We start from the raw sequence: 25,983 nt of genomic DNA, 5'->3' as shown, positions 1-25,983 counted from the left end.
CATCCCCGCCGAAATGTGGCTGTTTGGTGGTAACCAGACCCTCAGGAACGAGGAAACAAACGAAGATGAAAAAAGCACCTTCTATAATTTTATCCTTTCTGCCAACGAGCGGGATGCCACGCCTGAAAAACATCATCTTAACATTGGCCTCAGCAGCGAGTACAAAAAGACGCGCTACAGCGAGGCGCAGATGATTGAAATCTGGGACCGGCTGGTGAGTTCATTACGCTATAAATAATCGATTATAGTACTTAGGTAGCCAGTATTTCCTGAAAATCTCGATAGCAACAGACCTGAAATAAATCTATCCTTTCTTGGTAAATATGTGGGCTTAATTTTCACTATTAATATTGCTGGGTATTTATCTTCTCTGTTATAAAAATTGTAAGGCAGGTAGTGGTAAAGTTTTATTTTGGGTGAGTATTTTTTAATGTTTACACTTGTTAAAGTAAGGAGGCGCAATGAGCGTAGGGTTTTTTTTAAGAATTGGTGATAGCAGCACCTGTGGCGGGGAAATTTTAACGGGTGATTCAAGTTTTTTATGGGATGGTGTTGCTGCTGCAAGAGCAGGGGATATGGTTTCATGCGGTAAGCACGTCGGTACATTTAGAATATTAGCAGGTGTGGAGGACACATTTGATGAGGGAGTGACGTTGGCTGGCTCACTGGAAAGCTTTAGTTCCTGTCCATGCTGTGCACGATTTATCCCTTCTGTTCAGGACTTTTATTCTAAATAAATAGCGCGTTTGCTTTAGTGCTGATTTTCAGTTTGTACTCTGAATAGAGTTATTAGCGCGATGAAGATAAAAGAGTAAGTCATATTATCTTTGTGCTTCATCTCGATGTGAATTAAGTATAAAACGGAACGGTTATTAATATGGCATGGCCTATACCTGATATTCCAGAAAAACAATCATTACCCAGGCTAAAACTTTGGTTATGGATGGTTGTATTGCTATTTATGCTGTCAGCAGGCGTCCTCTCCAGCTTATGGATGTTGAAAGCAACGGATTATATCAACGTGTTGTTATATGGTGTTCTTCCTGCTTTTTTAATTTGGCTATGCGTGTTTGGCACGGTGTTTAATCGCTATGAGCAGTCAACTGCTGCCAAACTGAGTTGGGATGCTGAGAAAGAACAGACCAAAACTGAATGGCAGCATTGGAGCCGACGACAGCTTGCAGTGGTCGGAAATGTTCTTTTTTCCCCTGAAGAGAAAGGGATGGAGGCGCTATTAGGAGACTTCAAAGATGTCCCGGCGTATCCTAAAAAAGCCCGTTCGCTATTCGACTCCTTGCATAATTATTCCTCATTGATGAGTAAGATAGATCTACAGCTTGAACAGCAATATCCTCACTATCGTTATTTATTGAATTCTATTTATGTTTTACAGGCTTCCGGACGATTTGATAAAAAGAGCAATGAAGCTATTTTTCAGCAATGGGATTTGGTTCCTGAAACCTTTAACTCCATCGAACCGCTCCAGTCTCTCTATGATTCAAATGATAAATATGGATTAATTCTGATTATTTGTCTGCAAGACTGGTCGTTATTTTCTCCCAAACAAGCTAGTGAAATTATTTCAGCGCAGCTTATCGTCTCACCTGATTATGCTCATCAACAAGCTATGCCAGTTATTGCTGGGTTGAATCGCATAATGCCACTGGAGCCAGGAGGGTTCACCAGCGATCTAAATATGTTTTTTGAATATAGCGGTGCTGATAAAGACAGTCTTGAATATATCTGGGTCTCTGGTAATACAGAAAAAACGACTACAGATATTATGCAATATGCGAACGGTAACCAGTGGTCATTACCGGAAAGCAGGTTTTTACATTCTATTGACTTTTCATTTGGTCCACCAGGAGAGATGGCCTTACCGCTTTCCTTAGCAATGATGGTTGAAGCCGCGAATAAAACAGACAGAGACCAGCTGCTTATATATCAAACACCGCAACAAACAGGAGCACTTTGTCTCATTACCCGGGAGCTTTATATATGATGGAACAAAAAAAGCAGCCTGTAGCGCGTTATGGTTCGTGGGGATATTTTCTCCTGATTATGGGGCTGGCGGGAATAAGTGCATTACTGCTGTATATCAATCAGAATAGGCTGAAGAGCGCAGGGATGGCACCTCATACGGTTTGGGCAATATGGGGGGCGATATTTGCCATCTTGCTCTTTGGTCTGATTGGCTCACCGCTGTGGTGGCATTGGAAACAAAGAAAAAACCAGGAAATTTACAAGCCACAAACTGTTAATAAAGGGCTCAAATCAACATCTGCTAATACCTTTGATACAGGACGAAATCTGGCCAGCATTAAGAAATATCTCCGCGCCCGCTACGGCCTGTTCTGGCGCTTCAAAGTGCGTCTGCTGCTGGTGGTGGGCGACGACATGGCGCGTGAAACCCTGCTGCCCGGCCTGAAAGAGCAGCAGTGGCTGGAAGGTAACCGTACCGTGCTGATTGATGGCGGCAGCCTGGGGGGCGAAGTGGACGCCGAAAAATATCACGCGCTGCGCAAACTTCGCTGCGGCCGTCCGCTGGACGGCATTGTCCGCGTGCTGGATAAAGAGCAGAACCTGACGCCGCAGCAGAGCGATAGTGATTTACGCGCGCTGGAGAGCATCGGCAGCCTGCTGCGCTATCTGCCGCCGGTATGGCTGTGGCAGCTATGCAGCAGCGACTGGTCGCAGGAGGGACGGCCCGAACAGCCGGTAGGCGCGACGTTTCCGCTGCGCGCGCTGCCGGAGGATATCGCCTCACAGCTTAACCACCTGCTGCCGATGTTGCGCAGGCAGGGGATGGCGCAGATTGCACAGCACCGGCAGCACGACTTTCTGCTGCGCCTGGGCCAGCAGCTGGCGCGCGGCGGCATTGCGCGCTGGCAAACGCAACTGTCGCCGTGGCTACAGGGGGCGCAGCAGCGCATCATTCTGCGCGGCCTGATGTTCAGCCTGGCGGAAAGCCGTGGGACGGCGGAGAGTGCGCAGGTAATGCCGCGCCATGCTCTGACCTTATCCGCCGCCTGGCAGGGCGTGGTGGATGACTGTACCCGGCTGCGCGGCCGTCGCGTCGGAATGCCCTGGCAGCAGACGTTGGCCTGGGCGCTGATGACGATGGCTGGCGTGTGGGGCGCGGGCCTGCTGGTTTCCTTCGCGCTTAATCGCCATCACATTATCAGCGTGGCGGAGAAGGCCCGCGCCGTGGTGCAAACCCAGGCGGTATCCGATCGACAGCTGACCGATCTGTACGCGCTGCGCAACGAGGCCGGGCTGCTGAAACACTGGCATCAGGAAGGCGCGCCCTGGTATCGGCGTTTCGGCCTCGATCATCATGCATCGCTGCTGGCGGCGATGATGCCGTGGTATGGCATAGCGAATAACCGACTGATCCGCGATCCGGCGGACGTCGCGCTCCGGCAGCAGCTGAACGCGCTGGCGGACCTGCCGCCGGACAGCCCACTGCGCGCCACACGGGCAAAACCCGGCTACGACCAGCTGAAGGCCTGGCTGATGATGGCGCATCCCGAGAAGGTGGACAGCACGTTTTACGCCACGGTGATGAAAACGGTACAGCCAGCCCGCAGCGGGATCTCGCCTGGCTTATGGCAGAGCCTGGCGCCGGATCTGTGGGCATTTTATATTGCCGAGCTGCCGTACCAGCCACGCTGGGCCATCACCCCGGATGGCCCGATGGTCGCTCAGGTCCGTCAGGTGCTGCTCCAGCAGATTGGCCGCCGCAACGCCGAAAGCACCCTGTATGAAAACATGCTCAAATCGGTACGCCGCAACTTTGCGGACGTTACGCTGGAGGATATGACCAACGGCACCGATGCCCGACGCCTGTTCACCACCGACAGGATGGTGCCGGGCATGTTTACCCGCCAGGCCTGGGAAGGCGGCGTGCAGCAGGCTATCGACAAAGCGGCAACGTCACGGCGTGATGAGATTGACTGGGTGCTCAGCGACAGCCGCCAGGGGCTCGCCGCCGATCTGTCGCCGGAAGCGCTGAAAGCGCGCCTGACGCAGCGCTATTTCACCGATTTTGCCGGTAGCTGGCTCAACTTCCTTAACAGCCTGCGCCTTAATCCGGCCAGCAATATTGCCGACGTGACCGACCAGCTGACGCTGATGAGCGACGTCCGCCAGTCGCCGCTGATTGCGTTGATGAACACGCTGGCGTGGCAGGGGCAGACCGGCGAGCAGCGCGAGGCGCTGTCGGACTCCCTTATCAAATCGGCGAAGGAGCTGGTGGGTAGCAGCAAAAAGCCGGTAATCGACCAGAGCGCCGCCGGTCCGCAGGGCCCACTTGACGACACCTTTGGCCCGCTGCTGACGCTGATGGGCAGAAATAAAGCCGCCAACGCCCTGCCGGGCGATGACAGTCTGAGCCTGCAAACTTATCTGACACGCATCACTCGCGTGCGCCTGCGTCTGCAACAGGTGGCGGGCAGCTCCGATCCGCAGGAGATGATGCAAACGCTGGCACAGACGGTGTTTCAGGGCAAAAGCATCGACCTGACGGATACCCGCCAGTACGGCAGCTTGATTGCCGCCAGCCTGGGCGAAGAGTGGAGCGGCTTTGGCCAAACGATGTTCGTGCAGCCGTTGACGCAGGCCTGGGAGACGGTGCTGCAACCGTCGGCGGCCAGCCTCAACGACAGGTGGAGCCGCTCGGTGGTAGCCCTGTGGCGCAGCGCGTTTGACGGGCGCTATCCGTTTGCTGCCAGCAGCAACGATGCTTCACTGCCGATGCTGGCCGAATTCCTGCGCAGGGATAGCGGCCGTATCGAGCGTTTTCTTAACGCCGAGCTGAGCGGCGTGCTGCATAAAGAGGGCAGCCAGTGGGTACCGGATCGGACCAACAGCCAGGGGCTGACCTTTAATCCGGCACTTCTCAAAGCCCTTAACCAGCTTAGTCAGCTCTCTGACGTGCTGTTCACCGACGGCAGCCAGGGCATCAGCTTTGAACTGCAGGCGCGTCCGACGCCGGGTGTGGTGCAGACGCTGCTGACCATCGACGGTCAGCAGCAGAAATACTTTAATCAGATGGCCGAATGGCAAACCTTCCGCTGGCCGGGCGACACCTTCAAACCCGGTACCCTGCTGACCTGGAGCACCGCCAGTGCCGGGGCAAGGCTGTTTGGCGATTACAGCGGCACCTGGGGACTGATCCGCTGGCTGGAGCAGGGCAAGCGCCGCCAGCTGGACAGCAGCCAGTGGATGATGACGTTTACCGCTCCTGACGGCAGCAACCTGCAATGGGCGCTGCGCTCGCAGCTGGGCAGCGGCCCGTTACAGCTGCTGGCGCTGCGCAACTTCAGGCTACCGGCAGAAATTTTCAGCGTTGATGCTGTTCTGGCCGCCAGAGCGCTGGCGGCTGATAGCGAGATGCCCGCCATGGAAGGAGAAGATGAATGACCACGCTACAGCATATCGTGACCGCCTGCCACGCAGATCAAGCCGCGCTGATGCGGCTGGCGCAGGCGCGGGCGGAAGACTGGCGCGCCTGGCTGCTGCCGATCCGTGACGTACAGCCAGCGGGCGATGAACCCGGCTATGACGATGATTTTCAGCTTATCCGCGAAGAGGTGAACAAGCTTTCGGGCATTGATACCACGCTAATCTGCTCGCTCACGGAAAAGCTGTTGACCACGGTAAGCAAGGATCTGCGCGTGGCGACCTTTTATGTCTGGGCACGGCTGCATCAGGACGGCGAAGCCGGGCTGGCGGAAGGGCTGGAGCTGCTGGCCGCCATGCTGCAACGCTTTGGCACGCAGTTGCACCCGCAGCGCGAGCGCAGCCGCAAATCCGCGCTGGAGTGGCTTGGTAGCGGACGCGTACTCGACAGCCTTTCGCTCTACCCGGAAGTAGATATGGCCACCATGCAGCGTATTACCGGCGCGCTGCTGCTGGTGGAACAGGCCATGCAGTTGCTGGCTGAAGAGCATCGTCCACAGCTCGCCGGGCTTTACCTGGCGCTGGAAAACCGGCTGGCGCAAAGCGGCGGCGCGGATAGCCTGGTACCGCAGACCAGCCGGGAAGATCGCGCATCCTCCTCCACTGCGTCGTCAGCGGCCGCACCGGTAATGACAACCGTCACTTCCGGTCGTGACCTGCTCGATCAGGCGAAAATGCTGGCGAAATATCTTCGCGATCGGCCGGGCGGCTGGCTGGGAGGACACCATCTGATGAAAAGTATCCGCTGGGATACGCTGACCGAACTGCCGCCGCTTGACGCCAGCGGGCGCACCCGCCTTCTGCCGCCAAAGCCGGATCATCGCGCCCATCTCAAGCGTCTTTATCTCCAGCAGAGCTGGATGGAGCTGCTGGAGCAGACCGATGACCTTTTTGCCCAGGGCGTTAACCATTTGTGGCTCGATTTACAGTGGTACACCTGGCAGGCGCTGACGAAAGCGGATCCGGATGCGGTGCGCGCCGATATCCTCTGTCGGGACCTAAAAGGACTGCTGTCACGGCTGCCGGGGCTGGAGGCGCTGGCGTTTAACGACGGCACGCCGTTTGCCGATGAGGTCACGCTGAACTGGATCAATCAGCAGGTGATGGATGACCCTGAGAGTTGGAGCGCCGACGTGGTAACAGCAGTCGCGCAGGATCATGAAGCCGTACTGACGCTGGAACCGGAGCTGCTGGCGCTGGCGGACAGCGAGGGGGTTGAGGCCGCGTTCGTCTGGTTACAATCCCGCCCAGGTATGGCTTCCGCCCGCGATCGCTGGCTGATGCGTCTGCTGATGGCGCGCGTGGCGGAGCAATATGCCCGTAACGATCTGGCGCTGCACCTGCTGGGCGAACTGGACAGCGGCGCGCAGACGCTGACGCTGCCGCAGTGGTGCCCTGAACTTTTATTTGAAGTTCGCGCGCGACGACTGAAGCTGCTGCGCAACAAAGCTGCACGCAGCGAAACGGAAAAAGATCGCCTTCAGCCAGAGATGGACACGCTGCTGAGCGGCCTGATCGTACTCGATCCGGCCCGTGCGGCGGTGCTGTGCTGTTAGGCTTCCTTCGATATGTCACTCATTCAGGTTTATTATGGACGACTTAACCCTACGTTATTACGACGCGGAAATGCGTTACCTGCTTGACGCGGGTGAAGAGTTCGCTCGCGCTCACCCGGATCGCGCGGCGCTGCTGAATCTGGATAAAGCGGACGCTCGCGATCCTTATGTGGAGCGCCTGTTCGAGGGCTTCGCCTTTATGATGGGCCGCCTGCGCGAAAAGCTTGATGACGATCTGCCCGAGCTGACTGAAGGGCTGGTCACGCTGCTGTGGCCGCACTACTTACGGACTATTCCGTCAATGTCGATAGTAGAGTTCAGCCCCGACTGGCGCGAAATGAAAGAAAAAATAGCCATCGCGAAGGGGTTTGAAATCCTCTCGCGGCCCATTGGCGAGAAAGCGACCCGCTGTCGCTACACCACGACTCAGCAGATCGGCCTGCAACCGCTGGCACTGGAGGAGGCCGCGCTTTCAACCGATGCGGAAGGGCGATCGGTGGTGCGCCTGCGTTTTGCCTGTAGCAGCCTGGCCGACTGGAGCCGGGTCGATCTCAGCCTGATCCCGTTCTATTTTAACGCTGACGCGCCGCTGGCCTGCGCGATGCATGAAGCCTTTACCTTAAACACCGCCACTATTTGGCTGCGCCTGCCGGGAGAGCCGGAGCGTCGCCCGCTGGACGCGCGCTTTACCGCGCTGGGGTTTGGCGAGCAAGACGGGCTGTGGCCGAAAGGCGAAAGCAGCTTCAGCGGCTACCAGCTGCTGCTGGAATACTTTACCTTCCGGGAAAAATTTATGTTCACCGGCCTGCGCGGTCTGGAGAGCGTGACGCTGCCTGCCGCACTGGCATGGTTTGAAATTGAGGTGGTGCTGGCGCGGCGCTGGGAGCACGATTTCACCTTCAGCGAGAAGCACCTGCGGCTGCATTGCGTGCCGGTCATCAATCTTTTTCCGCTGGAGTCCGACCCGCTGACGCTGAACTCGCTCCAGACCGAGTATCTGCTGCGCCCTATGCGCGTGCAGGATGGCCATACCGAAATTTATTCCGTCGATTCGGTGATCTCCTCCGGGCGGCATGCCTACGTGCCGTTTTCCAGCTTCCGCCACAAGGGCGGCATGATGCGTCACGAAGCGCCGGAATATTACTACCATACCCGCGTGCGGCGCGGCGCGTCCGGGCTGCATAACACCTGGCTTATCCTCGGCGGGGAAGCTTTTGATAATCATACCGTGCCGGATGATGAAAGCCTGTCGCTGACGCTTACCGGCACCAACGGCCAGCTGCCGCGCCGCGCGTTGCAGAGCACGGTGCTGGATACCGCCATGAAGACCAGTTCGGCAAAGGTGGACGTGCGCAACCTCTGTGCGCCCACGCTGCCCTGTTATCCGCCGGATCGCGACCGTTTTCACTGGCGCGTGCTGAGCCATCTCGGCAGCAATTTCCTGTCGATGATGGACAATGCCGACGTGCTGCGCGGCACGCTGGCGCTGTACGAGTGGACCGGCAGAGAGATGAATCGCCGCCGTCTGGAAGCGATTGTCGATGTCAGCCACAGTGAAATCGAGCGCTTTGAACAAGGCCATTTGCTGCGGGGCGTGCAGATTGACGTCACGCTCGACAGCCACGGCTTTGCCGGCCACGGCGATATCTGTCTGTTTGGCGAAATGCTCAGCCACTTCTTCGCGCTGTATACCGATATCTATCTGTTTAATCGACTGGTTATCATTCTGAACCCCACCGGAGAACGCCTGCAATGGGAAGAGAAACACAACCGCCGTATTCCCGGTTAAGCCCGCGTCTGGAAGCGGAGCTGACGCGGATAAACTTCTACCGCTTCTGCCAGCTGCTGGAAAAACAGCACCCGGAGCGCCCTCCGCTCGGCAGTTCCAGCCATCCGCAGGATGATGCGGTGCGCTTCACCCCGTGGCCGGGGATGGGGTTTCCCGCCAGCGAGCTGAAAAGCGTTGAATACAGTGAAGACGATGCCACGGCCGCACCCAAAATACGGACCACGTTTATGGGCATGTACGGCGTGGATTCACCGCTGCCCACCAGCTATCTGGACGATATTACCCAGCGCAGGGAAGGGCATGAGGCGCTCCAGGGATTTCTCGACATTTTCAGCCATCGCATCCTGACGCAGTTCTATCGCATCTGGCGTAAATACTCCTATCCGGCCACCTTTGAGCCAGGCGGCACGGACGCTATTTCCCAGTCGCTGCTGGGGTTAGTCGGGCTGGGCATTCCCGGCACCGCCAGCCATATCGCCACGCCGGTTTCTCGCTTTCTGGCGCTGCTGGGCGTACTGCGGCAGCCTGCAAAAACCCAGGAAGGGATCCAGGCGCTGGTTCGCCTGCTGGCCCCGGAAACCCGCGCCAGCGTCAGCCCCTACAGCCTGCGACCGGTGGAAATCAGCCAGCCGCTCGGTTTTTACGGCGAGGATGATTTCCTGCTGGACGGTAATACGCCGCTGGGTGACGAAGTTATGGATACCAGCAGCCAGCTGCTGATTGAGCTGATAACCGACAGCAAAAGCGAAACGCAGGGCTGGATGCCGGACGGTCAGCTGTATCAGGACTTTCTGGTGATGCTGCGCGTTTACCTGGGCTGGCGCTTTAAGGCAAAAATTCGTCTGACCGTCAGCACGGCGCTGCTGCGCGTAGCCCCTCTTGGCGAAGCGCCGTTCCGGCTGGGCATGAGCGGCGTACTGGGCGTGGAAGGGGATGAGATCCCCAGCGACGTGCCGCAAACTTTTACCATTGAATCCGGCCGCTATCAGGGGCTGTCGTCTGCCGTCTCCGTACAAGGAAATCAGCGTGTTACCTACCAATTCAATTAAATCCGCCCGCTGGCTACTGCCGTTATTGGCTGTCAGCCTGACCGGCTGCGGACTGACGCAAAGCGTCACCGACGGCACCCGCTCGGCGGTGTCCGCCATTTTTTATAAACAAATAAAGGTGCTGCATCTCGATTTTACCAGTCGGGAAGCGCTGAATACTGATACGCGCGAAAGCCACAGCGCGCCTCAGTCCGTAGTGATACGCGTCTATCAGCTTCGCGACCGTAAGGTCTTCGATAAGCTGGTCTATCAGCAGCTGGTTACTGAAGGCGATACCTTGCTGAGTAGCGACCTGCTCGCCAGCCGGGATGTGATCCTGACTCCCGGCGGCGCGGTCAACCTGGATATGCCGATGGCGCCAGAGGCGGAGTTCGTCGCGGTGGTGGGGTTATTCCGCCAGCCGGATCTGACTAAAAATAACTGGAAGCAGGTGCTGGCGCGTGAAGCGCTGGACGCGGATAACGCTCGCGTGCTGGAAGCGGGCGATAACAGTCTTTCCCTCAAGGAGAAATAATGCCGCACTCACATAACGCTCCCTCGCTGTATGAAATGCTTTACGGCAACTTCAGCGGCGGGCTGGATCTGCACGATATCAGCGAAGAGAACCAGGTCATTCTTTCCGTGCTCGATAATATGCAGCGTATTCTCAACTGCCGCGCCGGAACGCTGGCGCATCTGCCCGGTTACGGCCTGCCGGATATGAGCAAAATCCTTCAGGGAATGCCCGGCACGGCGCACCAGCTGATGACCACGCTGTCCGAGGTATTGCTCCGCTACGAGCCGCGCCTGAACAGCATTCAGGTAACGCTGCTGCCGCAGGCCATGCCCGGCGAGCTGCGCTATGGCATTGATGCCGAGCTGAAAGGGATTGGCCTGGTGCGCTACGGCACCGAATTTCTGCCGGAAGGCAAGGTGCTGATCCGCCATATGAAACAGCAGCAGTATCTCGATCGGCAATCCATCCTCTGAACCAGAGAACGGAGGCGTATACAGACCTTCCGGCTCTGCATTCGACAGGGAGCACGAATGAAACTTCACGCTGGCACAGCGCTGTTAATCTGCATGATGTTAAGCCCCTCTGTTTTAGCCCATTCGGGCCGAACAAATTCTGAAGGCTGCCATACCAATCGTAAAACAGGCGAGTATCACTGCCACAGAAGCCCGCACCGGCGGGTAGAGTATCCCGGGCAAGATCCACAAACGGCACAGGCCAAAAAAAAGAAAGCTACGCCGCAAAAACGCGCCGCCCAGCCTGCTGACGGTGCGGCCACGCAGTGCATAAACAGCAGAAACCTTAATGCCTACTGGGAACCTGTCACCCGGCGCTGCCTGGACAGGACGACAGGAAGAGAAGCCGCGGGCTGACTATCACGCCGCCCGCCTGGATCAAAATCTGTTAACCAATCACGAGCCTGTTGCTTTGTCTCAGACGCCTTCATTTTTCGAAGTTGAAACCTCTTATGACTACTTTATCCGAACGCTACCTGAAAACCGGCGGTGACCCGCGCACGCTGCCGGATTACGCCGCCCTGCGCGACGAGCTGGGCAAGCTGTCCCATCCGGCGCGCCCGGACGTTAACTGGCACCACGTGGAAAAACTCAGCCTTGCGCTGTTTGAGCACAACGGCGTAGAGCTGCAAACGGCGGCCTGGTACACGCTGGCGCGCGCGCAGCTGGCCGGACTGGCCGGGCTGAACGAAGGGCTGGCTATTCTGGAGGCGCTAATCCGTCACCAGTGGGGAAATCTTTGGCCGCCACGGGTGCATGCACGAGTGGAGATCCTCAGCGCGCTTAGCCGTCGCGTGCAGCAACTGATGCGCACGCTGCCCGTCAGTTACAGCGACCTCAGCCAGCTTTACCATGCCGAACAGCAGCTCAGACGGCTTAACGAGGTGTTACAACGCCTTGAGCTGCGGAATCTGAGCCAGTTCGATGCGCTGGCAGCGCTGATGCACACCAGCGCGGTGCGGCTGGAAAACAGCGATACCGCCACGGGAGAGGAACCTGTATCCGCATCGTCCATCGTATTACCTGCCGCCGCGCAGTCTGTTGCTGAGATGGTGCCCGGTGCGGCGCGGTGGATCTATGTGGCGCAGCCCACGTCCAACGTTGAGGTGGCGACGGCACCGCCGAAGAGCCACCGCTGGAAACCTTTTGTTGCGGGAATGCTTACCATGTTGGTGGCGGGATGTATAGGGCAATGGGCATGGCATAGCCTGCATCGTACAGACCCGCTGGTGGCACAGCTAAAGGCATCGCTGACGCTATTACCGCTGCCGCTTTCCACAGCGCAGATAAACAACCTGAAGCAGGATGGTGCGCTGCCGCAAAACGTCCTGCGGGATACGCAGCAGCAGTTGGCACATATTAGCGGCCTTGCACCGGACTGGTCGCTGAATTACGGGCAGCAGCTGATAGACCTGGCGCTGGCAGCCAGCCCGGAGGAGGCGCGCGGTATAGCAACGGAATGGCAGCAGCAAGTAAAAGCGGCGGCATTGCCTGAAGAGGCGATGGGCGGCTGGCAGCAGGGAATGGAGCAGCTACAGCAGCTAACTTTAAAGCTGAATGCGCTCGACGGGCAGCGCGGTAAATATATGACGGTCAGCGAGCTGAAGTCGGTGGTGTATAACGCCACCCAGGCGTTTAACCGCTCGGTGCCGGCCGAAGAACAGCTGCGTCTTTACTCGCTCAGCCAGTCAGATATCCAGCGGCGGCAGGCGGAAAGGGCGCTGGCGCAGTTGCAGGCTCGCTATTTTTTGTTGAAGCAGGAGGCGGAAAAGGCCAGGGGGATAAATAGGTGGCGTTCAGCCTGTCAGGATCTTTTGTCAGATTTTGACGTCAGACGGTACGCGCGCAGGGCGCCGATCGAAAAGGGAATAAAAACTTAGCGGAATACAGAAACGAAAAACGGACCTCCAGGGAGGTCCGTTCTTACAAATATGGTGCCCGGACTCGGAATCGAACCAAGGACACGGGGATTTTCAATCCCCTGCTCTACCGACTGAGCTATCCGGGCAACGAGGCGCATTAAACAGGAGTCGCGGAAAACCGTCAACGGCTTTATGCACAAAAGCGAACTGTTTGCACTCTTTTCCATCAATCCGGCTGGATTTGCGCCGCTTTGGCACTATTGCCCGCATTTGTCTGCTGCAAACCGTCGCGCTCGCGGGCTACCTTTTCTGGTTAGTTACATCATACTAAAGACTGATTTGCTCGCCGTTCTGCACAGCTTTGCAAGCCAGGCATTCCTGATGAGGCTTTGTCGCTAAGGAAGATGGCTAATAAACGGGGCAGGGCAGCGAAAGCACACGTCGGGCAAATGCCGTCAGTTCGTAAAACCAAAACCACCGAAAACTGCTGAATATGTTTGCATTTTCAGTGCATAACCACCAAAAAAATCAGCGTAAAAGAGGTGTGGTAAAAAATAACTATATGAAATGTATATATTTATTTCAAAATGGCTATATAGGGATAATGCTTTTTGCGTCTTGAACATCAAAATAAAAGATGCGATTATTACCCCGTTTTCCGCTCCGCGAGGCCGCCATCATGCAAGCTCTGCTGCACTGTCGCTATCATCCAATGTCGCGCCGCCGATCCCCTTTTTTTCCTTTCTCCACGCCGCTCGCCATGCGGTGAGGCTCTGCCTGCTTCACGGTTAGCCATGAGTAAAACCCGCCGCGCGCGGAGTTTACTGATGTCTGTCGGTCGAAGCTGACCCTACTGACGCTTTCGTGGGGTAAAGGCCGCGCCTTTCCCCGTTGCTGTGTCTCCGGCACCCTTATCCTTGCCCTGGGATTTGCGTAATGACACCACTTAAAATTGCAGCCAGCACCACCGTGGCGATCCACCTTCAGACCGGTCGCGAAGTCGTGACGCTGGAAAAAACCGACTTCACGGACGTGGCGGCAATCGTGCTCTCCGTGGCCGACTCGCGCAGCGGGATGCTGGCGCTGCTGCGCCATACCGGTTTTAACCTGCCCGTATTTATCTCGCTTGACGATTTGGCCCAGGCGGAAGATCTGCCGGAAGTCACCGGCGTGCTGACGGGCGAAGAGGACGATGCCGCCAGGCTGGAGGCCGCCGCCGCCGACTATCAGGCAAAGCTGCTGCCGCCGTTTTTCAACACGCTGACCAAATACGTGGCAATGGATAACAGCACCTTTGCCTGTCCGGGCCACCAGGGCGGCGCGTTTTTTAAAAAGCATCCGGCCGGACGTCAGTTTTATGATTTCTTCGGCGAGAACATTTTTCGCGCCGATATGTGCAATGCCGATGTGAAACTGGGCGATCTGCTTATTCACGAAGGATCGGCCAAGCACGCCCAGAAATTCGCAGCAAAAGTTTTTAACGCGGATAAGACCTACTTTGTGCTGAACGGCACCTCCAGCGCCAATAAGGTCGTAACCAACGCGCTGCTGACCAGAGGCGATCTGGTACTGTTCGATCGCAACAACCACAAATCCAACCATCATGGCGCGCTGATCCAGGCGGGCGCGACGCCGGTTTATCTGGAAACGGCGCGTAACCCGTTTGGTTTTATCGGCGGTATCGATGCGCACTGTTTTGAAGAGAAGTGGCTGCGGGAGCAAATTGCCGCCGTCGCGCCGGATCGCGCCAACCAGCCGCGTCCTTTCCGGCTGGCGATTATCCAGCTTGGCACCTATGACGGCACGGTTTATAACGCGCGTAAGGTTATCGACAGCATCGGCCACCTTTGCGACTACATCCTGTTTGATTCCGCCTGGGTAGGCTACGAGCAGTTTATTCCGGTGATGGAAGCCTGCTCGCCGCTGCTGCTGGAACTTAATGAGCGTGATCCGGGTATTTTCGTCACCCAGTCGGTACACAAACAGCAGGCTGGCTTTTCGCAAACCTCCCAGATCCATAAAAAGGATAACCACCTTCGCGGCCAGCGGCGTTTTTGCAGCCATAAGCGGCTTAATAATGCTTTTATGCTGCACGCCTCAACCAGTCCTTTTTATCCGCTGTTCGCCGCGCTCGACGTTAATGCCAAAATGCACCAAGGCGAAGCCGGACGACGTTTGTGGCACGAGTGCGTCATGCTGGGGATTGAAGCGCGCAAGGCTATCCTCGCGAAGTGCGAGATGATCCGGCCTTTTATCCCTGACGAAGTGGACGGCAAGCGCTGGCAGGATGCGTCGACGGCCGCTATTGCCGCCGACAGCCGCTACTTCAGCTTTGCGCCACGTGCCGCCTGGCATGGCTTTGCCGGCTACGCAAAAGATCAGTATCTGATCGATCCCTGCAAGCTACTGCTGACCACGCCGGGCATTGATGCCGCCAGCGGTGAATATGCTGATTTCGGCATTCCGGCGACGATCCTGGCCAACTACCTGCGTGAAAACGGCGTGGTGCCGGAAAAATGCGATCTGAACTCCATTCTTTTCCTGCTGACGCCCGCCGAAAGCATGGAGAAAATGGTGCATCTGGTGGCGAAGCTGGCGCAGTTTGAGCAGCATATCCGCGAGGACGCGCTGCTGCGCGACGTGCTGCCGACTATTTACCGCAAAAACGCCGCGCGCTACGAAGGCTATACGCTGCGCCGCCTCTGTCTGGAGATGCACCAGCTGTATGTCGGTAACGAGGTAAAAGATCTTCAGAAGGCGATGTTCCGCCAGCAGAGCCTGCCGAAGGTGGCGATGAACCCTCAGGACGCTAACATTGAATTTATACGCGGCAACGTCGAGCTGGTGCCCATTGCAGAGGCGGAAGGGCGTATCGCTGCGGAAGGCGCGCTGCCTTATCCGCCGGGCGTGCTCTGCGTGGTGCCGGGCGAGGTTTGGGGCGGGGCGGCGCAGCGTTATTTCCTTGCGCTGGAGAAAGGGCTAAACGGCTTGCCGGGTTTTTCACCGGAGCTACAGGGCGTGTATGTGGAAACGGACGAAAACGGCGTGAAGCGCCTGATGGGCTATATGCTTAGCCGCTAAGCCAGCGATCCCGCGCCGTTAAGGTCGCGGGATAAGCCCCTTCTGTCGCACGGTAGCGCCGCTCAGTTAGCCTGTAGCGCGGCGTCTTCCCGCGCCTGACGCATAATAGCCCTGGCGATCCACTTGCCGATATCCTGAAGCTGGTCGTTATCGCAGCCCCAGATATCCTTCATCACCAGAAAAATCTCCGAGCCGTAGACCAGCGACAGGGACTTAATCACCCGATCGACAATCTCCGGCGGCAGCTCGTCGTTCAGCGGCTCCAGCACGTGCTGCAACAGCGCCTTGCGGTTTCCCCTTACCAGCTTTTCTCTGTCCGGCTTGTCGCTGGACTGCGACTGTGCCCACTGGGTCAGAGAAAGATGCAGCGCCGCGCGCAGCGTGCCTTCATGCTCCAACATGCGCGGAAAAGCGAACGTCAGCAGCTCGTCAATACGGTCGCTGGCTTCTTCACGAGTCGGGCGCCAGCTTTTTATCGGGCTGAGCGTCTCCGTAACGATGGCGGAAACCAGCGCGCTCTGCGTTGGAAAATAGCGATAGGCCGTTGCGCGAGAAAGCTGAGCTTCCTGCGCGACTTCGGTAATGGACGGGAACGCGCCGCTGTCAAAAAGCCGCATAGCGGTCTCGATCAGTAAACGACGTGTTCTTGCGCGTGTGGCGGTCAGCTTTACAACCCCAGCGGAATCCCTTTGCTCCACATTAACCTCATTTTGTTAAATCTGCCTGATATTCAAGCGATTGAAGACGGCAGCGCGTAAAGGGCATTCCCATTCGCTGGCGTCTGCAGGACAGGTTTTGTTATTAAGCATAGCCAACATCCTTGTGAGACACTTATTCCATTCAATTGATTTATCATTGACGATAGTGATACTGTTATCTCAACAAATTGAAAGTAAAAAACTCTCAATCTCTATTTACTGTTTTATTGCTTCTTTATCAAGTCTTTATTCTGTCTGATAACAGGGTGTTGTTACGACTATGACTATTAATCGTGGTTTTGTTTACGCCGTCGCAACGGCTGATACTAAAGGAAGGGAACTGTTTTATGTCAGCGACTGCCTGCGCAAGGCGGGCGTTGACGTCGTCACAGTTGACCTGTCAACTCAACCAGTTAGTACGCCTTCCACCGCTGATTTTCCGCCGGAGCTGGTCGCCGATTTTCATCCGGACGGGCGTGAAGCTGTGTTCTGCGGCGACCGCGGCAGGGCCATTAACGCGATGGCGCAGGCGTTTAAAATTTTCCTTAGCCAACGTCAGGATCTGCTTGGGGTTATCGGCCTCGGCGGCTCGGGCGGCACTGCGCTGATTACGCCAGCGATGCAGGCATTGCCGATCGGCGTGCCGAAGGTAATGGTTTCGACGATGGCTTCCGGCGACGTTTCCGGCTACGTCGGCGCCAGCGATATCAGCATGGTCTATTCGGTCACCGATGTCTCCGGCCTTAACCGTATCTCGCGTCGCGTGCTGGGCAATGCGGCCCATCAAATCGCCGGTGCGGTGCTTTTTCCCATAGAGAAAGACAGTAACGACAAGCCCGCGCTGGGCCTGACCATGTTCGGCGTCACCACGCCCTGTATTCAGACGGTCAGCGCCATGCTGGAAGAGCATTACGACTGCCTGGTGTTTCATGCCACCGGCAGTGGCGGTAAGGCGATGGAAAAGCTGACCGACAGCGGGATGCTGAGCGGCCTGCTGGATTTAACCACCACCGAAGTGTGCGACTACCTGTTTGGCGGCGTGCTGGCCTGCGATGAAACGCGTTTTGACGCCGTAGCCAACAGCCGCGTTCCCTGCGTAATTTCCTGCGGCGCGCTGGATATGGTCAACTTTGGTCATCCTTCCGGCGTGCCGGAGAAATATGCCGACCGGCTTTTCTATCACCATAACGCGCAGGTTACGCTGATGCGCACCACGCCGGAAGAGAACGCGACGATGGCGAAATGGATAGCGGATAAGCTTAATCGTTGCGAAGGCGACATCGTGTTTTTGATCCCGGAAGGCGGGTTTTCCGCGCTGGACGCGCCGGGCCAGGCTTTCTGGTCGCCGGAAGCGCGCGCCGCCTTTATCAGCACGCTGGAGGCGAACGTCAAACAGACCAGCCGCCGCGTTATTCGTCGCCTGCCGTTTAATATCAACGATCCGCAATTTGCGCTGGCGGCGGTCAGAGAGTTTCGCCAGCTGATCGAAAAGGAGTGCTGAACATGGCTTTTACCCGTCAGGAGATACTGACAAAATTTAACGCGATGATTGCGCGCGGCGAACCGATTATCGGCGGCGGAGCCGGTACCGGGCTTTCCGCGAAATGCGAAGAGGCGGGCGGCATAGACCTGATCGTTATCTATAATTCAGGGCGCTACCGTATGGCCGGGCGTGGTTCGCTGGCCGGCCTGCTGGCCTACGGCAACGCCAACGAAATCGTAGTGGATATGGCAAAAGAAGTGCTGCCGGTGGTGAAGAACACGCCGGTGCTGGCGGGCGTCAACGGCACCGATCCCTTCTGCCATTTTGATAAGTTTCTGGACGATCTCAAGGCGATGGGATTCGCCGGCGTGCAAAATTTTCCCACGGTAGGGCTGATTGATGGCAACTTCCGCGCCAACCTGGAAGAAACCGGCATGGGCTACGGGCTGGAAGTTGATATGATCCGGCTGGCGGCACAAAAAGAGATGCTGACCACGCCTTATGTTTTCAGCACGGAAAATGCTGTAGCGATGACGGAAGCGGGCGCGGATATTATCGTGGCGCATATGGGACTGACCACCGGCGGCAACATCGGCGCGGAAACCGCACTGAAGCTGGCCGACTGCGTGCCGTTAATCAACGAATGGGCGGCAGCCGCGAAGAAAGTGCGTAAAGAGGTCATTGTACTTTGTCACGGCGGGCCGATTTCCACGCCGGAAGACGCGAAGTATATCCTCAGCCAGTGCCCACAGTGCGACGGTTTTTACGGCGCCAGCTCCATGGAGCGGTTGCCGACCGAAGTTGCGCTGACGGAAACCACAAAGCAGTTTAAAAACATCAGCCGCTAAGACTGGAAGCGGACGGATCCTCGGATCTGTCCGCTTTGCTCTTTTGCAGAAGTCAGCCTGCGCGCTATTCGCTTTACCCCACCCGAAACGTCCGCGCTACCCGCAGCAATACTAATAGCGATGGTAGCTCTTCTGCGCGTTGTTCACTTTATAAAGATAGCGACGCGACTCGGCAGAAGGGTGGTTGGTGGTCAGCGTTTGATACACCTCCGCAGGCGACAGATCGTTAATCGCGCTGAAGGCCCGATTCTTATCGCTGGAGAAGACTCTCAGTACGCTGCCCGCGCCGCCGTTATAGGCTGTGATCACCGCATAGCGCCGTGACAGCGGATTCGCGATGCCGGAAAGGTAGCTGTCCTGCAGCAGCGAAAGATAGGCCGTCCCCGCATCGATATTGTTTTCCGGATCGAGCAGGTAGCTGCGGCTCGGCTTGCCCCATTTCCCTTTCATGCGGAACACGTCCGCGCCGGCGGTATGCTGCACCACCTGCATCAGGCCCAGCGCGTCAGAATGGCTGACCGCATAGGGGTTGAAGCTCGATTCAATCTGCATGATCGCCAGGATCAGCGCCTGATCCACGCCGTATTTCTCCGCCGCCTTGCGCACCATCGGCAGATATTTATGCGCACGCTTGTCCAGATGGTTGGGCACCATCGGGATAGTAACCGACCAGATGATATGCAGACCGGCGTTGCGGCGCTGCAATTTATTCTGGATCAGGTAGTCGGCGAAGCTGGCCGCGCGACCCTGCCAGCGGATCGCCTGGCCGGTATTATCCAGCACCTGACCATAGAGCAGCGGCTCCTGACCCAGCTGAATATCGTTGGCGTCGGAGTAGAGATCGACATTGCCCGGATCTTCGCCAATCAGCAGCGTGGTAATGATCGCCTGACGCAGGCTTGCCATCGGATCCGTACCGGCGATGGTCTCGATAGTGATCTTACCGGCGTCAAAGTTAATATGGCTGCGCGTATAATACTGATCGCTATATTTAACGTAGTCTTTTGGACCGGCGATCAGGACTTCATTAATACCCCAAATATTTTCGATGTTATGGGCAAACTGCCCCATCAGAATGTCGAATCCGTTGGTGTCCTTGACCCACTCTTCGTGGAAAACCGGCTTTTTATTGCTGGAGCAGGAAATCAGCAGCGGCGCGATAACCAGCAAGCCTATCAGTTTCTTCATTATGTCGTGCTACGCCCAAATTGAGGGGGCCTCTATGGCGAGGCCCAACGTTTATTCTGCTGGCGGGGTATAACCTTCGATATGGACATCGTGTCCTTCGAACAGAAATTTCACCATTTCCTGCTCAAGCTGTTTGCGATCTTCCGGGTTCATCATGCTCAGCTTTTTCTCGTTGATCAGCATGGTTTGCTTGCTCATCCACTGCGACCAGGCTTCTTTGGAAATTTCGTTATAGATACGCTTGCCCAGTTCACCCGGATAGAGCTGAAAATCCTGTCCTTCAGCATCGCGCTGCAGGAACGTACAAAAAATGGTTCTGCTCATCACTCTTCCTCTTCTGTTGGAATGCCCATCGGTTGCGGCTGACGCAGCTGCGCCAGCAAGCGCTCCACCGGGGCAGCCAGTCCCACGGACGGCGGCTGCGCTAAGTTATACCAGAGACCCGCGGCTTCATCCATGACCGCGCCTGCGGCAGGCAGTTTCAGCCACATTGGCACAATATCCAGGTGGAAATGGCTGAATGTGTGGCGAAAAGCGATAGTCTGGGTCAGCGCCGCATGATCGATACGGCGGCTGTGCAGCCACTGCCGCAGCTCGTCTTCGCTGGCGAACTGCGGAAAGCAGAACAGCCCGCCCCACAGGCCGACCGGCGGCCGCTGTTCCAGCCACACTTTGTCGTCCCGCTGCATCATCAGCAGATAGCCGGTGCGCTCCGGCAAAATCTGTTTTGGCTTCTTGCCGGGATAAGCGGTCTGGTTGCCCTGCGCACAGGCGATACAGCCCAGCTTCAGCGGACAAATTTCACATTTGGGTTTTGAGCGGGTGCAGACCATCGCGCCCAAATCCATCATCGCCTGGTTAAACTGGCTGACGCCTTCGGCAGGCGTGACCTCTTCGCTAATCTGCCAAAGACGCTTTTCCACCTCTTTTCTGCCCGGCCAGCCCTGAACGGCATAGCAGCGTGCCAGCACTCGCTTGACGTTGCCGTCCAGGATCGGGAAATGCTGACCCAGCGATAAAGAAAGGATCGCGCCCGCCGTCGAGCGGCCGACGCCGGGCAGATCGGCAACCTCTGCGAAGGTCTCCGGGAATTTCCCGCCGTGTTTTTCCACTACCTGTACCGCCGCCTTATGCAGATTGCGCGCGCGGGCATAGTAGCCAAGTCCGGTCCATAAATGCAGCACCTCATCCAGCTTTGCGGCAGCCAGATCGGTCACGGTGGGAAAGCGCGCCATAAAGCGTTCAAAGTAAGGGATAACGGTCGCGACCTGCGTCTGTTGCAGCATCACTTCGGAGAGCCAAACTTTATAAGGGGTTTTTGCCAGCTGCCAGGGCAGGGTTTTGCGGCCAAAGCGCTGATACCAGTCCAGTACCTGCTGTGAGAACTGCGGCGCTTGCATCATCTTTGCGAGGTTTCCCCAGTAAATTAAAAATCAGGCTGGGATTCCAGCACAGACCCGTTATGCTGTAAACCGGAAGTTTCCAGGGCTTGCTTAACCGCTGTAACTTTGCATAATGCCCGTTTTTCAGATATTGCAGACCAGCAGGCAGAAACATGAAGAATGATGTGATTACACCGGAGTTTGACGAAAACGGCCGCCCGATGCGCCGTATTCGCAGCTTCGTTCGCCGTCAGGGCCGCCTGACCAAAGGCCAGCAGCACGCGCTGGACCATTTCTGGCCTGTTAAAGGTGTGGAGTATCAGCCGGAACCCGTTGATCTGGCATCCCTTTTTGGCCGCGAGGCGCCGGTGGTGCTGGAGATTGGCTTTGGCATGGGCGCATCGCTGGTGGCGATGGCCGCCGCGAACCCGCAGCAAAACTTTCTGGGTATTGAAGTGCATTCGCCGGGCGTCGGCGCCTGCCTGAGCGCAGCCGACGAGGCGGGCGTGGAGAATCTGCGCGTGATGTGTCACGATGCAGTCGACGTGCTGGAGAAAATGATCCCGGATAATTCGCTGCGTATGGTGCAGCTCTTTTTCCCGGATCCCTGGCATAAAGCGCGCCATAACAAGCGCCGCATCGTTCAGGTGCCTTTTGCCGAGCTGGTGATGCGCAAGCTGAAGCTGGGCGGCGTGTTTCATATGGCGACCGACTGGGAAGCCTATGCGGAACATATGCTGGAAGTAATGAGCAGCATTGCTGGCTACAAAAACCAGTCGGCAACCAACGATTATGTGCCGCGTCCCGATTCGCGGCCGTTAACAAAATTCGAACAGCGCGGCCAGCGTCTTGGCCACGGTGTATGGGATTTGATGTTTGAGAGGATTAAATAATGGCAGCTCAACGCAGTCGTCGCTTGCGTAAAAAAATGCATATCGATGAGTTTCAGGAATTAGGCTTTTCCGTCGCTTTCTCCTTCCCGGAAGATACCAGCGGCGACACCATCGACACCACCCTGGACGCCTTCATTAATGAAGTTATCGATCCCAACGGCCTGGCGTTTGATGGCAGCGGCTTCCTGCAGTGGGAAGGGCTGGTCTGCCTGCAGCAAACCGGCAAGTGCACCGACGAGCACCGCGAGCTGGTGCGTAAATGGCTGGAAGATCGCCAGCTGAATAATATCCAGGTAACCGAACTTTTCGACGTCTGGTGGGACTAATTATCTGCCTGCCGTAGCATAAGCAGGCAAACCGTCCGTTGAGGCCACGCATGCGTGGCCTTTTGTTTCTCAGGAGAAGAGTCAATGCGTAAAGCGATCGTAGCGGCCGCGCTGTTGCTGGCGGCAGGCCAGGCACAGGCCGACTATCAATGTAGCGTCAATCCTCAGGACGATATCGTTATCTCTCCGCAGAACGTCAAGGTAGTGGGCGCCAGCGGCAATCTGATCATCACACCGACCGGCGAGGTACAGCGCAACGGGCAGTCCGCTTCGGTCGATAACGCCACGCGCCAGACCGCCATCGACTATCAGGCCGCGCTGCGCCGCGATTTGCCCTGGATCGATCAGGGAGCGCGTCAGCGTCTGGAAAAAAGCCGCGTGGCGCTGGATAACGTGATCGTCAACAAACTGGGCACGGACAGCAGAGTCCGTAGCCGCCTGACAAAGCTGGACGAGCAGCTGAAGCAGCAGATGAACCGCATTATTGAGCATCGCAACGACGGGCTGACGTTCCATCATCAGGCTATCGAGCAGGTGCGGCAGGACGGCGAAAAGCTGGTGCAGAGCGCGATGGGCGGCGTGATCCAGGACAGCCTTAACGAAATGGGCAGCAAGGTGAACGGCGATAATCCGCTTCAGGCAGTGATGGGTAACCTGGGCGGATTGCAGCAGGCCGTGCAGGCGGAATGGAGCAATCAGGAGGCGGACTTCCAGAACTTCGGACACGAAGTCTGCAACCGCGTGACCGCGCTGGAAGCGCAGCGTAAGACGCTGATTGGCGGATTGAAATAATCCGGCCAGAGCTGCTCTTCTGGTGTCTGTACGGGCTGGCTGTAAGCGGCAAAGACTACCGGCACCAGGACGTTATCGCCTTTCTCTTTGTCTAAAGACGTCCATGGGATTTATAGCTGGCAGCGTTGCCATAACGGCAGACTGTATTAACGGCTTGCGATTAGGCTGGTATTCCGCGCGCCGCGCGTAAAGAGGGGATAGCCGTTTGAAAACACGCCCCGCTTTTTCCGGCGGGACGTGGGTAAAGCGGGGCGGCTATTCAGCCAGGAACAGCTCCAGCAGCGAGTTCAGGAACAGCTTGCCTTTCTCCGTCACCTGCCAGCTTTGCGCCGTTTCCGTCAGGTAACCTTTCGCCAGCGCCTCATCAAGCTGAGGACGGATAGCTTCCTCACTAAGGCCGGTAAAGCGCGCAAACTCTTCGCGTGGCGCCGCTTCCAGCAGCCGGAAACGGTTCATAAAGAACTCAAACGGCTTTTCTGTTTCCGCGACCTCGTGCTGACGATCCAGGTAATTGCCGTTCATAAAGCCGCGTGGGTGGCGGGTTTTGGCGGTGCGGATAATTCGCCCGTCTGCCTGCGTCAGCTTGCCGTGCGCGCCGCAGCCGATCCCCAGATAGTCGCCGAAGCGCCAGTAGTTGAGGTTATGCTCGCAGCGGTAGCCCGGTTTGGCATAGGCGGAAGTCTCGTACTGCTCGTAACCCGCCGCCGTTAACAGCTGGTGGCCCTGCTCAAAGATATCCCATAACGCGTCATCGTCCGGCAGCACGGGCGGCCTGGAGGCAAACAGCGTGTTGGGTTCGATGGTCAGCTGATACCAGGAAAGATGCGGCGGATCCAGCTCGATAGCCTGGCGCAGGTCGTCCAGCGCCTCCGCCAGCGACTGATCGGGCAGGCCGTGCATCAAATCCAGGTTAAAGCTGCGCAGGCCCAGCCCCTGAGCCAGCTTCGCCGCGCGCTTCGCTTCTTCCGGGCCATGAATGCGGCCAAGACGCGTCAGCTTCTGCTGGCTGAAGCTTTGCACGCCAATCGAGATGCGGTTGATACCGGCGCGCTGATAGCCGCTGAAGCGATCGGCCTCGACGGTGCCCGGGTTCGCCTCCATGGTGATTTCCGCCGTTGGCGAGAGCGGCAGCCTTGCCCGCACGCCGTCCATCAGCATCTGCATCGCCTCGCTGCTCAGCAGGCTGGGCGTGCCGCCGCCGATAAAGATTGTGCCAACCTCGCGGCCAGCCGCCAGCGGCAGATCGGCATCCAGATCGGCCAGTAAATGCCGCACATACTCCTCGTGCGGCACTTCGCCCTTCAGCGCGTGCGAGTTGAAATCGCAGTAGGGACATTTCTGTACGCACCACGGAATATGAATATAGAGGCTGAGCGGCGGCAGATTATGCATTGCGCATCGCTTCCAGCAGCAGGGCCAGCGCTTTGCCACGATGGGAAACCGCGCGTTTCTCTTCTTTGCTCAGCTCTGCGGCGGTTTTGCCCAGCGCCGGTACAAAGAACACGGGATCGTAGCCGAAGCCGCCTTCGCCGCTGACGGCACGGGCGATTTCTCCCTGCCAGCAGCCGTGAAACACCAGCGGCGTGGGGTCTTCAGCATGGCGCAGATAAACCAGCACGCAGTGGAACTGCGCCTGGCGCTGGCCGTCCGCCACGTTTTCCATCGCTTCCAGCAGCTTGTCGATATTCTGCCGATCGCTGGCCTCCGCGCCGGCGTAACGCGCGGAATAGATGCCAGGTGCGCCGCCCAGCGCGTCCACCGCCAGCCCGGAGTCGTCGGCAATCGCCGGCAAACCGGTGATAGCCGCAGCGTGACGCGCTTTCAGCAGGGCATTCTCGATAAAGGTCAGGCCGGTCTCTTCGGCCGACTCCACGCCACACTCGGTCTGCGCCACGATATCCAGGCCAAAGGCGGCCAGCTTATCGGCCAGTTCACGAACTTTTCCGGCATTGCCGGTGGCGAGCACTACTTTTTGCATATCAGGTCCAGAAGTTAACTACCGTACAAATTAAAGCTGCGCCCAGCCGGGAACAAAGTCCATTCCCAGATAGTTCAGCATATAGAGGATCAGGATCACCGCCATCGCCGAGAAGTCGATGCCGCCCATCGCCGGAATAAGGCGACGCACGGGGGCCATCAGCGGCTCAGTCAGCTGGATCAGCACGTAATCCACCGGGTTGCGGCCCTGGCTTATCCAGCTCATCAGCGAGCGAATGATAATTACCCAGAATACCAGCACGCCGGCGGCTTTCACCAGCGACACCAGGCCGAAATAGAGGAAGACCGGATCGAAAATAAATACGCTGCTCTGAAGCGTGAACATCACGGTAAACAGCAGCACGCTCAGCACATAGGCCAGCAGTAAAGACGCGGTATCCAGCGGCCCGATAGAGGGTATGACCCGGCGCATCGGGCGGATCACCGGCTGGGTGATCTTAACGATAAACTGCGAGAACGGATTATAAAAATCGCATCTTGCCCACTGCATCCAGATACGCAGCAGCAGCACTTTCACGTAAAGATTAATTATCGTTGAGACCAGAAAAGTCAACGTCAGCATGGAGT

24 protein-coding genes and 1 tRNA gene are annotated in these 25,983 nt (G+C 57.1%); 17 read left to right on the top strand and 8 right to left on the bottom strand.

The features are described from left to right. From AB6T85_RS14885 to AB6T85_RS14835, 11 genes are all read left to right on the top strand, one after another. Positions 1 to 238: T6SS immunity protein Tli4 family protein (locus tag AB6T85_RS14885; protein ID WP_369895991.1), on the top strand; the 238-nt coding region annotated here is incomplete at its 5' end. 223 nt (positions 239 to 461) lie between these two features. Continuing rightward, positions 462 to 737: a PAAR domain-containing protein gene (locus AB6T85_RS14880; protein WP_301730052.1), complete on the top strand. Its 276-nt coding sequence runs from the start codon at positions 462 to 464 to the stop codon at positions 735 to 737. Between the two features lie 140 nt (positions 738 to 877). Further along, a complete protein-coding gene (locus tag AB6T85_RS14875) occupies positions 878 to 2,002 on the top strand; it encodes a KPHS_23130 family T6SS system protein (RefSeq protein ID WP_369895989.1) in 1,125 nt (374 codons plus the stop codon). Further along, a complete protein-coding gene (locus AB6T85_RS14870; protein ID WP_369895988.1) occupies positions 1,999 to 5,424 on the top strand; it encodes an ImcF-related family protein in 3,426 nt (1,141 codons plus the stop codon). The genes AB6T85_RS14875 and AB6T85_RS14870 overlap by 4 nt, the downstream gene beginning before the upstream one ends. Further along, a complete protein-coding gene (tssA, locus tag AB6T85_RS14865; RefSeq protein WP_369895986.1) occupies positions 5,421 to 7,019 on the top strand; it encodes a type VI secretion system protein TssA in 1,599 nt (532 codons plus the stop codon). The genes AB6T85_RS14870 and tssA overlap by 4 nt, the downstream gene beginning before the upstream one ends. Before the next feature lie 34 nt (positions 7,020 to 7,053). Next, positions 7,054 to 8,808, top strand: coding sequence for a type VI secretion system baseplate subunit TssF (gene tssF / locus AB6T85_RS14860; RefSeq protein ID WP_369895984.1), 1,755 nt, complete (start codon positions 7,054 to 7,056; stop codon positions 8,806 to 8,808). Beyond that, positions 8,772 to 9,857 carry a type VI secretion system baseplate subunit TssG gene (gene tssG / locus AB6T85_RS14855; RefSeq protein WP_369895983.1) on the top strand — a complete coding sequence of 362 codons (1,086 nt, stop codon included), beginning with the start codon at positions 8,772 to 8,774 and terminating at the stop codon, positions 9,855 to 9,857. Before tssF ends, tssG begins: the two co-directional genes overlap by 37 nt. Next, a complete protein-coding gene (gene tssJ / locus AB6T85_RS14850; protein WP_253458560.1) occupies positions 9,835 to 10,371 on the top strand; it encodes a type VI secretion system lipoprotein TssJ in 537 nt (178 codons plus the stop codon). The genes tssG and tssJ overlap by 23 nt, the downstream gene beginning before the upstream one ends. Next, positions 10,371 to 10,826: a type VI secretion system baseplate subunit TssE gene (gene tssE / locus AB6T85_RS14845; protein WP_253458563.1), complete on the top strand. Its 456-nt coding sequence runs from the start codon at positions 10,371 to 10,373 to the stop codon at positions 10,824 to 10,826. Before tssJ ends, tssE begins: the two co-directional genes overlap by 1 nt. 57 nt (positions 10,827 to 10,883) lie before the next feature. Beyond that, the gene (locus tag AB6T85_RS14840) at positions 10,884 to 11,222 is read left to right on the top strand and encodes a DUF1283 domain-containing protein (RefSeq protein ID WP_369895982.1); all 339 of its coding nucleotides are present in this window, start codon (positions 10,884 to 10,886) and stop codon (positions 11,220 to 11,222) included. Positions 11,223 to 11,317: 95 nt separating this feature from the next. Continuing rightward, complete coding sequence (locus AB6T85_RS14835) at positions 11,318 to 12,745, top strand: VasL domain-containing protein (protein WP_369895979.1); 1,428 nt, start codon at positions 11,318 to 11,320, stop codon at positions 12,743 to 12,745. Between the two features lie 52 nt (positions 12,746 to 12,797). Here AB6T85_RS14835 and AB6T85_RS14830 read toward each other — a convergent pair. Then, positions 12,798 to 12,873: transfer RNA gene (locus tag AB6T85_RS14830), tRNA-Phe, on the bottom strand. A gap of 790 nt (positions 12,874 to 13,663) precedes the next feature. Between AB6T85_RS14830 and AB6T85_RS14825 the strand changes: the two genes are divergently transcribed. After that, a complete protein-coding gene (locus AB6T85_RS14825; protein ID WP_369895977.1) occupies positions 13,664 to 15,808 on the top strand; it encodes an ornithine decarboxylase in 2,145 nt (714 codons plus the stop codon). A 62-nt stretch (positions 15,809 to 15,870) separates the two neighbouring features. On the opposite strand, the gene AB6T85_RS14820 is transcribed toward AB6T85_RS14825, so the two are convergent. Beyond that, positions 15,871 to 16,506 (bottom strand): TetR/AcrR family transcriptional regulator, encoded by a 636-nt coding sequence (locus AB6T85_RS14820; protein WP_253458572.1) that lies wholly within the window; start codon positions 16,504 to 16,506, stop codon positions 15,871 to 15,873. A 280-nt stretch (positions 16,507 to 16,786) separates the two neighbouring features. Between AB6T85_RS14820 and AB6T85_RS14815 the strand changes: the two genes are divergently transcribed. Both AB6T85_RS14815 and AB6T85_RS14810 read left to right on the top strand, forming a co-directional pair. Continuing rightward, positions 16,787 to 18,007: a Tm-1-like ATP-binding domain-containing protein gene (locus AB6T85_RS14815; protein WP_253458575.1), complete on the top strand. Its 1,221-nt coding sequence runs from the start codon at positions 16,787 to 16,789 to the stop codon at positions 18,005 to 18,007. A 2-nt stretch (positions 18,008 to 18,009) separates the two neighbouring features. Beyond that, complete coding sequence (locus tag AB6T85_RS14810) at positions 18,010 to 18,837, top strand: phosphoenolpyruvate hydrolase family protein (RefSeq protein ID WP_253458578.1); 828 nt, start codon at positions 18,010 to 18,012, stop codon at positions 18,835 to 18,837. A gap of 111 nt (positions 18,838 to 18,948) precedes the next feature. On the opposite strand, the gene mltC is transcribed toward AB6T85_RS14810, so the two are convergent. The 3 genes from mltC to mutY are packed head-to-tail and all read right to left on the bottom strand — an operon-like array spanning position 18,949 to position 21,428. After that, positions 18,949 to 20,025 (bottom strand): membrane-bound lytic murein transglycosylase MltC, encoded by a 1,077-nt coding sequence (mltC, locus tag AB6T85_RS14805; RefSeq protein WP_199746323.1) that lies wholly within the window; start codon positions 20,023 to 20,025, stop codon positions 18,949 to 18,951. 51 nt (positions 20,026 to 20,076) lie between these two features. After that, on the bottom strand, positions 20,077 to 20,349 hold the full coding sequence (locus AB6T85_RS14800; protein ID WP_125287307.1) for an oxidative damage protection protein: 273 nt from the start codon (positions 20,347 to 20,349) through the stop codon (positions 20,077 to 20,079). After that, positions 20,349 to 21,428, bottom strand: a complete 1,080-nt coding sequence (mutY, locus tag AB6T85_RS14795; RefSeq protein WP_502092369.1) for an A/G-specific adenine glycosylase — start codon at positions 21,426 to 21,428, stop codon at positions 20,349 to 20,351. The genes AB6T85_RS14800 and mutY overlap by 1 nt, the downstream gene beginning before the upstream one ends. Before the next feature lie 152 nt (positions 21,429 to 21,580). Here mutY and trmB point away from each other — a divergent pair, with 152 nt between their 5' ends. The 3 genes from trmB to AB6T85_RS14780 all read left to right on the top strand — a co-directional run bounded on the left by trmB (position 21,581) and on the right by AB6T85_RS14780 (position 23,418). Next, positions 21,581 to 22,300 (top strand): tRNA (guanosine(46)-N7)-methyltransferase TrmB, encoded by a 720-nt coding sequence (trmB, locus tag AB6T85_RS14790; RefSeq protein ID WP_253458581.1) that lies wholly within the window; start codon positions 21,581 to 21,583, stop codon positions 22,298 to 22,300. Beyond that, complete coding sequence (locus AB6T85_RS14785; protein WP_253458583.1) at positions 22,300 to 22,626, top strand: YggL family protein; 327 nt, start codon at positions 22,300 to 22,302, stop codon at positions 22,624 to 22,626. The genes trmB and AB6T85_RS14785 overlap by 1 nt, the downstream gene beginning before the upstream one ends. A gap of 84 nt (positions 22,627 to 22,710) precedes the next feature. Then, complete coding sequence (locus AB6T85_RS14780) at positions 22,711 to 23,418, top strand: YggN family protein (protein WP_253458585.1); 708 nt, start codon at positions 22,711 to 22,713, stop codon at positions 23,416 to 23,418. 255 nt (positions 23,419 to 23,673) lie between these two features. Here AB6T85_RS14780 and hemW read toward each other — a convergent pair whose 3' ends face one another. From hemW to AB6T85_RS14765, 3 genes are read right to left on the bottom strand one after another with little or no spacing between them, the layout of a single operon-like run. Then, complete coding sequence (gene hemW, locus AB6T85_RS14775; protein WP_253458587.1) at positions 23,674 to 24,810, bottom strand: radical SAM family heme chaperone HemW; 1,137 nt, start codon at positions 24,808 to 24,810, stop codon at positions 23,674 to 23,676. Continuing rightward, positions 24,803 to 25,396 carry an RdgB/HAM1 family non-canonical purine NTP pyrophosphatase gene (rdgB, locus tag AB6T85_RS14770; RefSeq protein WP_253458589.1) on the bottom strand — a complete coding sequence of 198 codons (594 nt, stop codon included), beginning with the start codon at positions 25,394 to 25,396 and terminating at the stop codon, positions 24,803 to 24,805. The genes hemW and rdgB overlap by 8 nt, the downstream gene beginning before the upstream one ends. A gap of 30 nt (positions 25,397 to 25,426) precedes the next feature. Next, positions 25,427 to 25,978, bottom strand: coding sequence for a YggT family protein (locus AB6T85_RS14765; RefSeq protein WP_253458591.1), 552 nt, complete (start codon positions 25,976 to 25,978; stop codon positions 25,427 to 25,429). Positions 25,979 to 25,983: the final 5 nt, after the last annotated feature.

Source organism: Erwinia aeris, assembly GCF_041224955.1.
In the GTDB taxonomy this organism is placed as follows: Bacteria; Pseudomonadota; Gammaproteobacteria; order Enterobacterales; family Enterobacteriaceae; genus Erwinia; species Erwinia aeris.
Note: the sequence above shows the minus strand (reverse complement) of the source record. Positions and strands in the feature narration are given on the sequence as shown.

What these genes read in the sequence shown, in the direction of transcription:
- AB6T85_RS14880 (WP_301730052.1), top strand. Translation starts at nt 462, where the DNA reads ATGAGCGTAGGGTTTTTTTTAAGAATTGGTGATAGCAGCACCTGTGGC.
- AB6T85_RS14875 (WP_369895989.1), top strand. Translation starts at nt 878, where the DNA reads ATGGCATGGCCTATACCTGATATTCCAGAAAAACAATCATTACCCAGG.
- AB6T85_RS14870 (WP_369895988.1), top strand. Translation starts at nt 1,999, where the DNA reads ATGATGGAACAAAAAAAGCAGCCTGTAGCGCGTTATGGTTCGTGGGGA.
- tssA (WP_369895986.1), top strand. Translation starts at nt 5,421, where the DNA reads ATGACCACGCTACAGCATATCGTGACCGCCTGCCACGCAGATCAAGCC.
- tssF (WP_369895984.1), top strand. Translation starts at nt 7,054, where the DNA reads ATGGACGACTTAACCCTACGTTATTACGACGCGGAAATGCGTTACCTG.
- tssG (WP_369895983.1), top strand. Translation starts at nt 8,772, where the DNA reads ATGGGAAGAGAAACACAACCGCCGTATTCCCGGTTAAGCCCGCGTCTG.
- tssE (WP_253458563.1), top strand. Translation starts at nt 10,371, where the DNA reads ATGCCGCACTCACATAACGCTCCCTCGCTGTATGAAATGCTTTACGGC.
- AB6T85_RS14840 (WP_369895982.1), top strand. Translation starts at nt 10,884, where the DNA reads ATGAAACTTCACGCTGGCACAGCGCTGTTAATCTGCATGATGTTAAGC.
- AB6T85_RS14835 (WP_369895979.1), top strand. Translation starts at nt 11,318, where the DNA reads ATGACTACTTTATCCGAACGCTACCTGAAAACCGGCGGTGACCCGCGC.
- AB6T85_RS14825 (WP_369895977.1), top strand. Translation starts at nt 13,664, where the DNA reads ATGACACCACTTAAAATTGCAGCCAGCACCACCGTGGCGATCCACCTT.
- AB6T85_RS14815 (WP_253458575.1), top strand. Translation starts at nt 16,787, where the DNA reads ATGACTATTAATCGTGGTTTTGTTTACGCCGTCGCAACGGCTGATACT.
- AB6T85_RS14810 (WP_253458578.1), top strand. Translation starts at nt 18,010, where the DNA reads ATGGCTTTTACCCGTCAGGAGATACTGACAAAATTTAACGCGATGATT.
- mltC (WP_199746323.1), bottom strand. Translation starts at nt 20,025, where the DNA reads ATGAAGAAACTGATAGGCTTGCTGGTTATCGCGCCGCTGCTGATTTCC.
- AB6T85_RS14800 (WP_125287307.1), bottom strand. Translation starts at nt 20,349, where the DNA reads ATGAGCAGAACCATTTTTTGTACGTTCCTGCAGCGCGATGCTGAAGGA.
- mutY (WP_502092369.1), bottom strand. Translation starts at nt 21,428, where the DNA reads ATGATGCAAGCGCCGCAGTTCTCACAGCAGGTACTGGACTGGTATCAG.
- trmB (WP_253458581.1), top strand. Translation starts at nt 21,581, where the DNA reads ATGAAGAATGATGTGATTACACCGGAGTTTGACGAAAACGGCCGCCCG.
- AB6T85_RS14785 (WP_253458583.1), top strand. Translation starts at nt 22,300, where the DNA reads ATGGCAGCTCAACGCAGTCGTCGCTTGCGTAAAAAAATGCATATCGAT.
- AB6T85_RS14780 (WP_253458585.1), top strand. Translation starts at nt 22,711, where the DNA reads ATGCGTAAAGCGATCGTAGCGGCCGCGCTGTTGCTGGCGGCAGGCCAG.
- hemW (WP_253458587.1), bottom strand. Translation starts at nt 24,810, where the DNA reads ATGCATAATCTGCCGCCGCTCAGCCTCTATATTCATATTCCGTGGTGC.
- rdgB (WP_253458589.1), bottom strand. Translation starts at nt 25,396, where the DNA reads ATGCAAAAAGTAGTGCTCGCCACCGGCAATGCCGGAAAAGTTCGTGAA.
- AB6T85_RS14765 (WP_253458591.1), bottom strand. Translation starts at nt 25,978, where the DNA reads ATGCTGACGTTGACTTTTCTGGTCTCAACGATAATTAATCTTTACGTG.